The organism is Mesorhizobium sp. WSM4871 (assembly GCF_055811295.1).
The window spans coordinates 592,294-605,192 of record NZ_JBVVPU010000001.1 but is presented as its reverse complement, the minus strand read 5'-3'; the positions used below and the strand labels follow the sequence as shown (position 1 = coordinate 605,192).

The window sequence follows — 12,899 nt, the reverse complement described above, 5'->3', positions numbered from 1 at the left end:
CCATGGCGACGCTTTCGATCGACAAGATCACCAAGGCTTTCGGCAGCGTGACGGTCATTCCCGAACTGTCGCTCACCATCCCCGACGGCGAGTTTTGCGTGCTTGTGGGACCGTCGGGCTGCGGCAAGTCCACGCTGCTGAGGATCATCGCCGGCCTGGAACCGGTTAATTCAGGGCGTATCCTGGTGGATGGCGTCGACATGAGCGATGCCGAGCCGCCGGAACGCGGCGTGGCCATGGTCTTCCAGTCCTACGCGCTCTATCCGCACATGGATGTCGGCCGCAACATCGGCTTCGGCCTCGAGATCGCCCGCACCCCTTCGGCCGAGATTGCCGAGCGGGTGCGCCGGGCAGCCGACAAGCTGCGCCTGTCGTCCTATCTGCGGCGCAAGCCGCGCGAACTCTCCGGCGGTCAGCGGCAGCGCGTGGCGATCGGCCGGGCCATAACCCGCAAGCCGAAGCTCTTCCTGCTCGACGAGCCGCTCTCCAATCTCGATGCGGCGTTGCGTGTCGGCATGCGCGTCGAGATCGCGCGCCTCAAAGCCGAACTCGCATCGACGATGATCTACGTCACCCATGACCAGGTGGAGGCGATGACGCTTGCCGACCGCATCGTCGTGATGGATGGCGGGCGGATCGAGCAGGTAGGCACGCCGCTCGAACTCTACCACCGGCCCGCCAATCTGTTCGTTGCAGGCTTCATCGGCTCGCCTGCCATGAATTTCCTCGATGGCCGGGTTGCCTCCGTTCAGGACAATCGAGCGACGGTCCGTCTGGCATTAGGCCCCACGCTTGATGTCGCTATCTCCAGGCCCCTTGAACCGGGCGAGGAAGTCATCCTTGGCATTCGGCCGGAACATATTCTGCTCTCGGCAGACGCGGATGCACATGTCGTGGAAGCTGGCGTGGTCGAATTGTTGGGCAGCGACACCTTCATTCATGTGCGGAACGGCGAAGAGAACCTGGTTATCCGCGACAGCAGCGGGCGCGTGGCGCGCGCCGGAGATCGCATCGCGATCTCCTTGCCGCCTGCCGCCTGCCATCTCTTCGACAAGACCGGCCACAGAATCTCCGAAAACGCACCCACGCGCTGGGAACCCACACCCGCAGAAGCGCGGATCAACTGACGGCAGCCAAGGAATACAAGGAGGAAAATATGACGGATTTCCAGGGGCGACCCATTCTGGTCACCGGCGGCAGTGGCGGAATCGGGGGCGCTGTCGTTCGCCATCTGGTGGCGGCCAATGCTGATGTCATCGCCGCCGGCCGCTCGCGCGAAGCACTCGATGCGATCGCCGGCGAGACCGGCTGCCGCACTCTGACCTTCGATCTCGCCTCGGAAGAGGAAATCCGCAATGCCCTCGAAGGGCTCGACCTCTGGGGCGTCGTCAACTGCGGCGGCTTCGGCGGCGAAATCGCAACGCCCATGGATACCGACATCGCCATCTTCGACAAGGTCATCACCATCAATGCGCGCGGCGCACTGCTCGTCACCAAATATGCTACGCAGTCGATGGTCCGGCTCAAGAAGGGCGGTGCGATCGTCAATGTGTCGAGCCAGGCCGCGCTCGTCGCCCTGGAAGGGCATATTTCCTACGGATCGTCGAAGGCGGCGCTGGAAAACATCACGCGCGTTTCAGCCCTTGAGCTCGGCAAATACGGGATACGTGTCAACAGCGTCAACCCGACGGTGGTGATGACGCCGATCTCTTCCGGGCATTGGAGCCAGCCGCATGTCGCGGAGCCGTTCCTGAAGCAGATGCCGCTCGGCCGCTGGGCCACCGAGGATGAAGTCGCAGCGCCGATCGTTTTCCTGCTCAGTGATGCGGCCTCGATGATTACCGGCGTCTCGTTGCCGATAGATGGCGGCTATACCTGTCGTTAAAGCGCGTCCCGTTTGAATGTCGCTCGTGCCGATAGACCTATGGCCGGTGGCCTGACGAGACAAGCTCGGCCTTGAGCCGCGCCGTCTCCAGCCCGATAGCGATGAAGCGGCGCGCATGGCGGGCCAGCTGCATATTGTCGGTCCACAGATTGCGCCAGATCGCGGTCTTCTTCGACAGGTTCTCGTCGACGATCTCGGACGAGAAGGATTCGAAGCTGAGGTCGTCATGATAGCCGATCGCGGTGAGCGCATCGAAGATCGCGGCAAAGTCGATGTTGCCGGTGCCGAGGAAACCGCGATGGCTCTCGCCGATGTGGACGTAGCCGATCTTCCTTGCCGCATGGCGGATGGCCAATCCGACATCGGCCTCCTCGATGTTCATGTGGAAAGTGTCGAGATGCAGGAAGATGTTGTCGGAGCCGGTGTCCTCGATGAAGGCGAGCCCTTGGGCTGCGGTGTTGAGCAGATTGCTTTCGAAGCGGTTGACGATCTCGAGGTTGAGCGTGACGCCGGCGGCCTTGGCCGTCTCCGCCACCTTTGCAAGCGTCGAGGCGCTGCGGTTCCATTGGTCGCGCGTCGGCGCCTCGCTCTGCAATCCGTGGCTGGTCGAGAGGATGCCGGCGACCTTGCTGCCGCCGAGATCGCGGGTCAGCGCGATCGTACGTTGCAGGATTTCGACGCCGTGTGCGGCAATCGTCTTGTCGGCGCTGGAAATGTCGCCATCGGCCGGCAGCCCGATGCTGATCGCCACGGCGAGATCGAGATCGGCGATGCGCTTGGCCAGCCTGCCGATATCGACATTGGCCGGGTCGAGATAGGAGAATTCGATCAGGTCGAAGCCGGCCTCCCTGGTGTTGGCCAGCGTGCGTTCAAGATCGCCCTGCGCCGAGCTCGCCGACCAGACGAAGGAATGGATGCCAATGCGCGACATGATCGTCTCCGGTTGCGCGGGAGCACCGGACCCAAAGCGGGAACCGTTTTTGCAAATCCGCTGCTAAAAAAAGGGTGCGGCCGGTCATCCCGGCCGCACCAGGCCTGGGAGGTTTAGCGGGCCGCGGTCCAGCCCTTGTAGTCCTTCAGGTTCTCGGCCGTGATCAGCTTGGGGTCGAGCAAGACGGTAGGCTCGGCCGGCTTCTTACCGGCAAGCAGGTCAGCCGCCATCGTCAGCGACTGGCCGGCCATCACATAAGGATCCTGAGAGGCAGACGCCTTGATCATCGAGGTGCCGGAAGAGAGCTCCTTCTCGATGTCCGGCGCGCCGTCGACCGCGGTGAAGATGAACTCGGAGCGGTTGAGCTGCTTGGCCGCAAGCTGGGCGCCGATCGCCGTCGGATCGTTGATGGCAAAGACCGCGTCGATCTTGTCGAATCGGGTGAGCAGCGACTGGAACACCTTCAGGCCGCCATCGCGCGAGCCTTCGGCGTTCTGGTCGTCGGACAGGATCTTGATGTCGGGATGCTTTGCCAGCACGTTCTTGCAGCCCTGCACCCGCTCGAGAATCGACGACGACGCCGGGCCGTTCAGGATCACATAGTCGCCCTTGCCGCCAGTGTGGTCGACCAGATACTGGCAAGCCTCTTCGCCGGCCTTGACGTTGTTGGTCATCACGGTGACGTCGGCGCCCGGCGCCGAAACGTCAAAGGCGGCAACCACGATACCAGCCGCTTGCGCCTTCTTCACCGCCGGCGCGATTGCCTTGGCGTCGACGGCGTTGAGCATGATCACGTCGACGCCGGCGGCGATGAAGGAATCGACCTGCGAGACCTGCTTGTTGAGGTCGTAGTCGGCCGACACCGACGTCACCTCGACATTCGGGTTGATCTTCTTGGCCGCATCCTCGATGCCCTTGATGGTGGCGACGAAGAAGGGGTTGCCGAGCAGGCCGACGGAGATGCCGACCTTGTTCAGGTCCTTGGCCGATGCCGGCGCGATGGCGACGGCCGCGAATGCAGCGCCGCAGAGCAGTTTAGCGATGGTCTTCATTGCTTTCCTCCTGATGCCCCGCGCCTCTCACGGTGCGTTACACATGAAACCGGGTCGTTGACGCCGGCGACTAAGGTCAATCACGTTCTTGCTCCTGCCTGGAGCCTGTAGCGGTCGAGGGCGACCGCCACGATGATGACCAATCCCTTGATGATGTACTGCCAGATGTCGGAAACGCCGGCCAAGATGAGCCCGTTTGAGAGCACCGCAATGATCAGGCCGCCGATCAGCGTGCCCCAGATCGAGCCGACGCCGCCGACGAAGCTGGTGCCGCCGAGAATGACCGCGGCGATGGCGTCGAGTTCGTAAGACTGCCCGAGCTGCAGCCCGTTGGCGGCATAGAGCCTGGCCGCCGACATAGCGCCGCCAAGGCCGGCCAGCAGGCCGGAAACGCCATAGACGAAGAGCAGCACCAGCGGCACCTTGATGCCGGTGAGGCGGGCGGCCTCGGCATTGCCGCCGACGGCATAAATCCAGGTGCCGAGCACGGTGCGCTTGAGCACCAGCCAGGACAGGACGACGACCGTGAGCGCGATTATCACCAGCCAGGGAATGCCGAACAGCGAACCGTTGCCGATGAAATCGAACGGCAGGTCCGAATTGAACACCGTCGTATCCTGGCCGAGCAGGCGCGCGACGCCGCGCACGGCGGTCAGCGATCCCAGCGTGACGATGAAGGGCGGCAGCTTGATGTAGGCGACGAGCAGCCCGTTGATGAGGCCGAAGCCGAGGCCGACCAGAATGGCGGCCGGAACGCCGAGCATGCCCCAGTCCGGCACCAGCGAAACGATCACCGCCACCATCGCCGAGGCGGCCAGGATGGCGCCGACGGACAGGTCGATGCCGCCAGTCAGAATGACGAAGGTCATGCCGGCCGCGAGCACGATGTTGATCGACGATTGCTGCGTGACGATGAGCAGATTGGTTTCGGTCAGAAAACGCGGATTCAGGAACTGGAAGCCGGCCGCCAGCAGGACCAGCACCGGCAACATGCCGAGTGCAGCGAAGGCGGTGCGCAACCGCCGGCTCCTGGCGACGGTTTGGTCGCTTGTGCTCATTGTTCCGGTCGCCCTGTCGGTCATCCCTTGGCCGCTCCCGTTGCAAGTTCCATGATCTTTTCCTGGCTGAGCGGCTCGCCTTCGGATGCCGTCACCTCGCCCGATATGGCGCCGTCGCGCATCACCAGCACGCGGTCGGCGACGCCGATCACCTCCGGCAGTTCGCTGGAGATCATCAGGATGGCGATGCCCCTGTTGGCGAGATTGTCGATCAGCCGGTAGATTTCCGATTTCGCCCCGACATCGACGCCACGGGTCGGCTCATCGAGGATGAGGACCCGCGGCTCGGTCTCGAGCAGGCGGGCAAGCAGCACCTTCTGCTGGTTGCCGCCCGACAGCGAACCGGCATTGGCCGCAACCGAACTGGTACGGATGGAGAGGTCGGATACGGATTTGGCGGCACGCTTTTCGGCCGCCGTGAAGTCGCGGAATCCGCCGGCCCGCGCATCCCTCGCGAGCACGCCCATGCTGATGTTGTCGGAGATCGACATGTCGAGGAACAGGCCAAGCTCCTTGCGATCCTCGGTGAGATAGGCGATGCCGGCATCGAGCGCCTCGCGCGGCGAGCCGATGGTTACAGGCTTGCCGTCGAGCTCCAGCGTGCCTGATGTGTGCCGATCGGCGCCGAAGATCAGCCGGGCAAGCTCGGTGCGACCCGAGCCGACGAGGCCGGCCAGCGCCAGCACTTCGCCCTTGTGCAGGTCGAAGGAACAGTCCTTCAGGAGCTTGCCGTCCGACATGCCGCGCACCGAAAGTGCCACCGCGCGCTTTGCGTCCGGCGGTCGGTGATCCTTCTTGTAGAAAGCGGACAGATCACGGCCGACCATCATCGAAACGAGTCGCGAGGCGTTCAGGTCGGCGCGATCGAGCGTGCCGACATAGCCGCTGTCGCGCAGCACGCTGACGCGGTCGGCGAGCTGGTAGACTTCCTCCATGCGGTGGCTGATATAGATGATGGCGATGCCTTGCGACTTCAGCGTTGCGATGACCTCGAACAGCCGGTCGGTCTCGCGCGAGGTCAGCGACGTGGTCGGCTCGTCCATGACGATGATGCGCGCATTGGTCGACAGCGCGCGGGCGATCTCGACCAGCTGGCGCTCGCCCAGCGACAGGCTGGAGACAAGGGCGCGCGCCGAGAAGGAGACGCCAAGCCGTGTGATGATTTCCTTGGCGCGCCGGTTGCACTGGTCGCGGTCGACGACGCCGAAACGCCGCGGCTCATTGCCAAGGAAGATGTTCTGCGCCACCGTCAGATTGGGCGCCAGCGACAGTTCCTGATAGATCACCGCAATGCCCTGGGCGCGGGCCTTGATCGGATTGCCGGTCACGCTAGGCGCGCCGTCGATCAGGATCTCGCCGCCGGGGTCAGGCCGGTAGGCGCCGGACAGCACTTTCATCAGGGTCGATTTGCCGGCGCCGTTCTCGCCCATCAGCGCATGCAGTTCGCCGGCATGAACGGTGAGCGAAACGTCCTGCAAGGCGCGGATGGCGCCGAAGGTCTTCGAGATATGCCGCATTTCCAGCACCGGCTGGCGCGCTGTCTCGATGCTGGCGGCTACGGTCATCGCGCACCTCCAACGGCTGCGCCAGCCATGCCGCGATCGGCGGCCAGACCGCGCCAGCGATCGCGGTAGCCGACGAGACCGGCGAAGTTCGAGGCGCGAACAGCCTCCGGCACTTCCGCGGCAAATTCGCGTCCGACACTCTCAAAAGCGAGAGCCGCCGCCCCGGTGGCGCTGCCTTCCAGCGTCGCCCCTTGCATGAAGGCCTGGCCGGGACGCAGCTCAGCCAGCAGGGAAGCGAGCAGGCCGCCAGTATTCAGCCCGCCATCGACGATCACGGTGTTGTTCGACTGGATCAGGTCGAGGCAGAGGTCGATCATCAGCGCCACGTAGAGCAGCGCCACGGCCGCGCGTTCCCCAGCGCTGGGCATGCGCCCTGTCAGTTCGCCGGAGTGGTGAGGCATCGGCCCGCCCGGCGCGAAGCTCGGCAGGGCCATGATGCCAGCGTCGATCACCTGCTGCACCGAGGAGCGGTCGATCGCGCCCTGCCAGTCGCCGCTGATCGTTGCGAATTCGCGCCCACCCATGAAGCGGATGGTTGGCACCGGACCGCCATCGACGTCGACATTGACAAGCATGTCGCGGTCGCGATCGAGCACATCGAGCGGGCAGTCCGGATTGAGCACGACGACCCAGGTGCCGGTCGAGACGACAGTGACCGGGCCAAGCTGCTGCCTGCGGTAGGCATGGAGCGCGGCGTTCGAGTCGTGGACGCCATTGTGGATGGCAATCGGCCGCGCCGCGTCGCCGAGGCGCTGCTCGCCGATGACGGCGCCGGCTCGCTCGAAGGCAGGCATCCGGCCGCGCCAGCCCTCGGCGTCGACCAACGAGGAAAAGTCGCGCTTGCGCGGCGCCCACAGATGCGAGTGACAGCCGAGATAGGACACTTCCGAGACCGCTTGGCCGCCAAAGCGCCAGCTCCAGTATTGCGGATAGCCGAGGATTGATTTCGCCGTCGTGAAGGCGCTCGGTTCCACCGCCTGCAGCCACAGCATGTGGCGGCCATAGTTGAAGCCGAGCGGCAATTTCGGCGAGAAGGTCTCGGCAAAATCCGGAATGCGGCGATCGATCTCGGCGGCGATTTCCGCAGGCGGCTCCTGCTCGTAGTCGAGGATCGGATGCGTCAGGCTGGTATCGTCGACCAGGGCAAAGGTGCAGCCATGGCCCGACACCATCAAACCCTCCACGCCGTGGTCATCGATCGCATCGCTGACGGCGCGAACTGCCCAACCGTGAAGCGCCGGCTCATCGAGCACGCTGAAGCCACCCTTGCGCATCCAGTTCGGCCGGGTCCGGCGTTCGTCGAGGATGCGTCCGTCCTGGGCGAAGACGAACAGCTTCGAATTGGTCTTGCCGAAGTCGAGCACGGCCATCTTCACTGGATAGCCCCCGCGGTTGAGGCGATCCGCACCGTCACGCCGGCGTCCTCCAGCATGCGGGCGTCGGCGTCGGCGAGGCCGTCATCTGTGACCAGCGTGCCGATGCGCGCCAGAGGCAGCGCCACATTGCGCGCATGGATCGACAGTTTGCGGCTGTCGGCCAGCACCACAATCTGGTCGGCGCACAGGCTGAGGTCGACGATCGAGCGGACCAGCAACGGATGCGATTCCAGCACGCCTTCCTGGCCAAGGCCCTGCGCGCCAAGAAAGAACTTCGAGGCATAGAAGGGCACGGCCTGGGTGAGCGAATGGATGATGCCTGGCTCACGGTGCAACTCGCCGCCGGCAACCGTCAGGCCGCAATGGCCGTGGTCGCTCAAATAGGCCGCGAGCGGCATCGAGTTGGTGTAGAGCCGGATGTTGCGGTCGGCGAGCTTGACGCCGAGGTGAAAGCAGGTCGAGCCACCATGCACGATGACCGCGTCGCCGTCGCGCACCATGGTTGCGGCGACAGCGGCGATCTGCCGCTTGGCTTCGACCGCGAGGTCGCGGTTCTCGTCATAGGGCCGGGCATAGGCGACACCTGCCTGCGACGCGCCATCGAGCGCCGAGATGCCGCCATAGACTTTCCGCGCTTCGCCAGCCTCGTCGATTCTGTCGATATCGCGCCTGACCGTCGCTGCCGACACGCCGAGCCGCTCCTGCAGCTCGCGCACCGAGGCGAAAGGCCGATCCCGCAAGAGCTCGACGATCTGACGCTGGCGGCCGGAGTCGCTCAACCGTTTCCTCCTGAATGCCGTTCTGTGGCGGCTTTGATGCAACTTACTCAACGTTGACCAGATTGCAAGTCGATTTGATGATGTTGGATCACTATTGACGTAACTCACTCGCATCTGCGATACCAGCACCAATAATTGTCCCGGCGACGGGACAGGCAAGCTGCGGGACACGTGGCCGGACTGTTGGAGGAAATGCGCGATGGCGACGCAAGCTGATACGCTGGCGGATGCACGGGAACTGGCCGCTTTGCGGACGCTTTCAGCCGGCATCGGGCGCGATCCGCATTTGACCCAGGCCGCCGGCGGCAACACCTCGCTGAAGACTGGTGAGACGCTCTGGATCAAGGCGTCCGGCACCTGGCTGAGGGAGGCGCTGGCCGAGGACATCATGGTGCCGGTGGCGATCCCTCCGCTGCTGAGCGCCGTCCGACAGCGCGACCCGGCCGCCGACCGGCCGCAGGGTTTCGCCATCGAGGAGCTCAATCCGCGCGGGTTGCGCCCCTCGATCGAGACAACGGTGCATGCGTTGATGCCGCAGCGTGTCGTTTTGCATGTCCACTGCGTCGACACCATTTCGCTCGCCGTGCAGGCCGATGGCGAGGCTGAGGCCGCCAGGCGTCTCGACGGCCTTGAATGGGCCTATGTCCCCTATCGCCGGCCGGGCCTGCCGCTGGCCCAGGGCATTGCCGAGCGCCTTCGGCCAGGCGTCGATGTGCTGATCCTTGGCAATCACGGGCTTGTCGTCGCGGCCGAGACAGTCACTGAGGCCGAGGCGCTGCTGCGCCGCGTCACGCAGCTTCTGGCACGGTCGCCGCGCGACGTGGCGGAACCGGATATTGCGGCATTGACGGCACTCGCCGGAAACAGTGGTTACAGATTGCCGGCCGACATCGAGGCACATGCCGTAGCGATCGATCCCGAGAGCTGCCGCATGGCATCGGGCGGCAGCCTTTATCCGGACCACGTCATATTTCTCGGCATAGGTTCCATCGTGGCAAGGTCTGGCGAAGGTGCCGCCGGTATCATCGAGCGGCTGGGCACGGCGCCGGCGGCGATCCTGTTTCCCGGCCTTGGCGTGCTGATGCGCGGCGACGCCAGCGCCGGCGCCCATGCCATGCAGCGCTGCCTGGCCGACGTGACCGCGCGGGTCGACGCCACGGCGAGGCTGAACTACCTTACCGATGCCGAGAACGACGAACTGATCAACTGGGACGCCGAGCAGTATCGCCAGAAACTCAATGCCGCCGGCAGTTAGATCATGATCCCGAACCAAAGGTCAGCGCGGCAAGAAAAGTCAGCGCAGCAAGACTTGGAAACCGGTTCGGGCAAGATCATCGCCACGCAAGAAGCGCTTGCCATCGGCATCGACATCGGCACGTCGGGCGCACGCGCCGTTGCCATGCGACCGGATTTTTCCATTGCCGCGCATACCGCTGTCTCGCTCGAACGATTTGGGCCGAACGGCCGCGACCCCGGCGTGTGGTGGGAGGCGGTTGGGGCGGCGCTGGCGGAGCTGCTCAAATCTATCGACCGCTCTGCCGTCCGCTCGATCGCCGTCGACGGTACGTCGGGCACGCTGCTGCCGGTCGACAGTGCCGGGCGGCCGCTGGCCGAACCGCTGATGTACAGCGACAAGGTCACCGACGACGCCATCCTTGCCGCGGTTGCCCGCGCGGCGCCGGCAACGAGCGCAGCGCTTGGGGCGACGTCCGGTCTCGCCAAGGCGCTGTCTTTCCAGCGCCTGCCCGGCGTCGCTGCCGTGCTGCACCAGGCCGACTGGATCGCGGGACAATTCTCCGGCCGCTTCGATGTCAGCGACGAAAACAACGCGCTGAAAACCGGCTACGACGTCGAGACCCGCTGTTGGCCGGACTGGATCGCGGCCACCGGCATGCGCGTGGGATTGCTGCCTGGCGTCGTCAGGCCGGGCGATGTTGTCGGCACGATCGCGGCGCGCGCCGCCGAGCTGTTCGGCCTGCCGCGTGACGTGGTTATCGTCGCCGGCACGACGGATGGATGCGCTTCGTTCCTGGCGACGGGTGCGGCGACAGTCGGCGACGGCGTTACTGCGCTGGGATCTTCGCTGACCATCAAGATCCTGTCCGACCGGCCGATCTCGGCGCCGCATTTCGGCATCTACAGCCATCGGCTCGGCGATGCCTATCTGGCGGGCGGTGCGTCGAATTCCGGCGGCAAGGTGCTCGCACAGCACTTTTCGCTTGCGCGCATCATCGAACTCAGTGCGGTTATCGACCCGATGACCGAGACCGGCCTCGACTACTATCCGCTTCCCGCGACGGGCGAACGCTTTCCGATCGCCGATCCGGCGCTGCCGCCACGGCTTGTTCCGCGGCCGGTGGACGACGCGGACTACCTGAAGGCGATGCTGGAGGGGATCGCCGCGATCGAGACGCTCGGCTACAGCAGGCTTGCCGAACTCGGCGCGCCTCGGCTGACATCGGTCAGGAGCGTCGGCGGTGGCGCGGCAAATCCCGCCTGGACCGCGATCCGCCAACGCAAGCTCGGCGTCGATTTCCTGCCGGCGCTTTCCGACGAGGCCGCCGCCGGCACGGCGCGGCTGGCGCTGACGGGTGCAAGTGCTGCGGGGCTGTTGTGAGCGCGAAAACGGCTGAGCATCTCCACGGGATCGGAGCGCTGGCCGCGCGGTACGACGTCTTCCTGCTCGACCAGTTCGGTGTGCTGCATGACGGCACCAGCCCCTATCCGGGCGCGGTGGAAGCATTGTCGGCGCTGAAGCGCGCGGGCAAGACCGTCGTGCTGATCTCGAATTCCGGCAAGCGGGCCGAGCCCAACGAGCGTCGCCTGCTGAAGCTTGGCTTCGAAGCGGGGAGTTGGGACCACTTCGTCTCTTCCGGCGAGGTGGCGTGGCGATCCTTCCACGATATGGTGGCACATGGAAGCCTGCGACCGGGCACGAAATGCCTGCTGATCAGCCGCGACGACGACCGCTCGGCGATCGACGGCCTGCCGTTCGAACTGACCAGGAGTGGCGACGATGCCGAACTGGTGCTGATTTCCGCAAGCGAGGGCGACCGTCACGACCTCGATCATTATCGCCGACTCCTCGCGCCGGCAGCGGCGCGGCGGGTGCCGTGCTTCTGCACCAATCCCGACAAGATCATGCTGACGGCCGTGGGGCCGCGTTTCGGCGCCGGCCGGCTGGCGGATCTCTACGAAAGCCTCGGCGGCAGAGTCACCCGCATCGGCAAACCCTATCTTCCGATTTTCACCGCCGCCCTGGCGCTGGCGGGCGATCCCGATCGCAGCACGGTGGTATGTGTCGGTGACAGCGTTGAACACGATATCGCCGGCGGGCTTGGCGCCGGCGTGGCGACGGCGCTGGTCTTGTCCGGAATATTGGCGGACACTACCGACCTTGCCGGACTTTTCGACGGGCTGGACGCCTATCCGGATTACACCATCGATCTGTTCAGATTCCGCTGACCGAGCCGGCAATTTCCGAGGTAAACGACATAGCCAATTGAAGGAGCGAAAGATGCGGCAAGCGCTGATCGTATGGGGCGGCTGGGATGGACACGAGCCGGAACAAGGCGCGCGCGCCGTCAAGGCGATGCTCGAGGAGGAAGGGTTCGAGGTTCGCGTCGAGACCACGACCGAGGTTTTCGCCGACCCTGCGATCATCGATCTGAGCCTGATCGTGCCGATCTACACGATGTCCAAGCTAGCGAAGAACGAAGAGCTCAACCTGACGAAGGCGGTCGAGAGCGGTGTCGGTCTTGGCGGCTATCACGGCGGCATGTGCGATGCGTTTCGTGAAGCCACGGAGTATCAATTCATGTGCGGCGGCCAATGGGTCGCCCATCCCGGCAACATCATCGACTACAAGGTCGACATCGCCAGGCGCAACGATCCCATCATGCATGGCATCGACGATTTTTCGTATCGCTCCGAGCAGTATTACATGCATGTGGATCCGTCGAATGAGGTGCTGGCGACCACGACTTTCTCCGGTGAGCACGCACCTTGGATAGACGGTGTCGTGATGCCTGTGGTCTGGAAGCGCCGGCATGGCAGGGGAAGGGTTTTCTACTCGTCGCTCGGGCATGCCGCCAAGGAGTTCGAGGTGCCGCAGATGCAGACGATATTTCGTCGCGGCCTGGTCTGGGCGGCGCGTTGAGGAGGTTTTTGATCCCGCATGCGTGATTTTCAATTCCCCGGACGGCCGCCGTTCGTGCGACGCGCGTCCGATCCCCGCAAGGACGGTTGCGCGC

General features: G+C 64.7%; 12 protein-coding genes. 6 read left to right on the top strand and 6 right to left on the bottom strand.

The window, feature by feature from the left end; translation table 11 throughout:
• Window positions 1-2: 2 nt before the first annotated feature.
• Both AC0L2H_RS03035 and AC0L2H_RS03030 read left to right on the top strand, forming a co-directional pair.
• Window positions 3-1,127 carry an ABC transporter ATP-binding protein gene (locus tag AC0L2H_RS03035; protein WP_473588792.1) on the top strand — a complete coding sequence of 375 codons (1,125 nt, stop codon included), beginning with the start codon at window positions 3-5 and terminating at the stop codon, window positions 1,125-1,127.
• Between the two features lie 29 nt (window positions 1,128-1,156).
• Entirely contained in the window at window positions 1,157-1,885 is a 729-nt protein-coding gene (locus AC0L2H_RS03030) for an SDR family oxidoreductase (protein ID WP_473588791.1), read from the top strand.
• A 37-nt stretch (window positions 1,886-1,922) separates the two neighbouring features.
• On the opposite strand, the gene AC0L2H_RS03025 is transcribed toward AC0L2H_RS03030, so the two are convergent.
• From AC0L2H_RS03025 to AC0L2H_RS03000, 6 genes are all read right to left on the bottom strand, one after another.
• Complete coding sequence (locus AC0L2H_RS03025) at window positions 1,923-2,816, bottom strand: sugar phosphate isomerase/epimerase family protein (protein ID WP_473588790.1); 894 nt, start codon at window positions 2,814-2,816, stop codon at window positions 1,923-1,925.
• Between the two features lie 113 nt (window positions 2,817-2,929).
• Window positions 2,930-3,868: an ABC transporter substrate-binding protein gene (locus AC0L2H_RS03020; RefSeq protein ID WP_107651296.1), complete on the bottom strand. Its 939-nt coding sequence runs from the start codon at window positions 3,866-3,868 to the stop codon at window positions 2,930-2,932.
• 80 nt (window positions 3,869-3,948) lie between these two features.
• Window positions 3,949-4,950, bottom strand: a complete 1,002-nt coding sequence (locus AC0L2H_RS03015; RefSeq protein ID WP_473588789.1) for an ABC transporter permease subunit — start codon at window positions 4,948-4,950, stop codon at window positions 3,949-3,951.
• Window positions 4,947-6,491, bottom strand: a complete 1,545-nt coding sequence (locus AC0L2H_RS03010; RefSeq protein ID WP_473588788.1) for a sugar ABC transporter ATP-binding protein — start codon at window positions 6,489-6,491, stop codon at window positions 4,947-4,949. The genes AC0L2H_RS03015 and AC0L2H_RS03010 overlap by 4 nt, the downstream gene beginning before the upstream one ends.
• The gene (locus AC0L2H_RS03005; RefSeq protein WP_473588787.1) at window positions 6,488-7,867 is read right to left on the bottom strand and encodes an FGGY-family carbohydrate kinase; all 1,380 of its coding nucleotides are present in this window, start codon (window positions 7,865-7,867) and stop codon (window positions 6,488-6,490) included. Before AC0L2H_RS03005 ends, AC0L2H_RS03010 begins: the two co-directional genes overlap by 4 nt.
• Complete coding sequence (locus AC0L2H_RS03000) at window positions 7,864-8,646, bottom strand: DeoR/GlpR family DNA-binding transcription regulator (RefSeq protein WP_473588786.1); 783 nt, start codon at window positions 8,644-8,646, stop codon at window positions 7,864-7,866. Before AC0L2H_RS03000 ends, AC0L2H_RS03005 begins: the two co-directional genes overlap by 4 nt.
• A gap of 199 nt (window positions 8,647-8,845) precedes the next feature.
• On the opposite strand from AC0L2H_RS03000, the gene AC0L2H_RS02995 reads away from it, so the two are divergent.
• From AC0L2H_RS02995 to AC0L2H_RS02980, 4 genes are all read left to right on the top strand, one after another.
• On the top strand, window positions 8,846-9,901 hold the full coding sequence (locus AC0L2H_RS02995) for a class II aldolase/adducin family protein (RefSeq protein ID WP_473588785.1): 1,056 nt from the start codon (window positions 8,846-8,848) through the stop codon (window positions 9,899-9,901).
• 144 nt (window positions 9,902-10,045) lie between these two features.
• Window positions 10,046-11,263: an FGGY-family carbohydrate kinase gene (locus AC0L2H_RS02990; RefSeq protein ID WP_473588882.1), complete on the top strand. Its 1,218-nt coding sequence runs from the start codon at window positions 10,046-10,048 to the stop codon at window positions 11,261-11,263.
• Entirely contained in the window at window positions 11,260-12,111 is an 852-nt protein-coding gene (locus AC0L2H_RS02985) for a TIGR01459 family HAD-type hydrolase (protein WP_473588784.1), read from the top strand. Before AC0L2H_RS02990 ends, AC0L2H_RS02985 begins: the two co-directional genes overlap by 4 nt.
• A 52-nt stretch (window positions 12,112-12,163) precedes the next feature.
• The gene (locus AC0L2H_RS02980; RefSeq protein ID WP_473588783.1) at window positions 12,164-12,805 is read left to right on the top strand and encodes a ThuA domain-containing protein; all 642 of its coding nucleotides are present in this window, start codon (window positions 12,164-12,166) and stop codon (window positions 12,803-12,805) included.
• Window positions 12,806-12,899: the final 94 nt, after the last annotated feature.

Coding starts and splice junctions, on each gene's coding strand:
- AC0L2H_RS03035 (WP_473588792.1), top strand. CDS start 3: ATGGCGACGCTTTCGATCGACAAGATCACCAAGGCTTTCGGCAGCGTG.
- AC0L2H_RS03030 (WP_473588791.1), top strand. CDS start 1,157: ATGACGGATTTCCAGGGGCGACCCATTCTGGTCACCGGCGGCAGTGGC.
- AC0L2H_RS03025 (WP_473588790.1), bottom strand. CDS start 2,816: ATGTCGCGCATTGGCATCCATTCCTTCGTCTGGTCGGCGAGCTCGGCG.
- AC0L2H_RS03020 (WP_107651296.1), bottom strand. CDS start 3,868: ATGAAGACCATCGCTAAACTGCTCTGCGGCGCTGCATTCGCGGCCGTC.
- AC0L2H_RS03015 (WP_473588789.1), bottom strand. CDS start 4,950: ATGACCGACAGGGCGACCGGAACAATGAGCACAAGCGACCAAACCGTC.
- AC0L2H_RS03010 (WP_473588788.1), bottom strand. CDS start 6,491: ATGACCGTAGCCGCCAGCATCGAGACAGCGCGCCAGCCGGTGCTGGAA.
- AC0L2H_RS02995 (WP_473588785.1), top strand. CDS start 8,846: ATGGCGACGCAAGCTGATACGCTGGCGGATGCACGGGAACTGGCCGCT.
- AC0L2H_RS02990 (WP_473588882.1), top strand. CDS start 10,046: ATGCGACCGGATTTTTCCATTGCCGCGCATACCGCTGTCTCGCTCGAA.
- AC0L2H_RS02980 (WP_473588783.1), top strand. CDS start 12,164: ATGCGGCAAGCGCTGATCGTATGGGGCGGCTGGGATGGACACGAGCCG.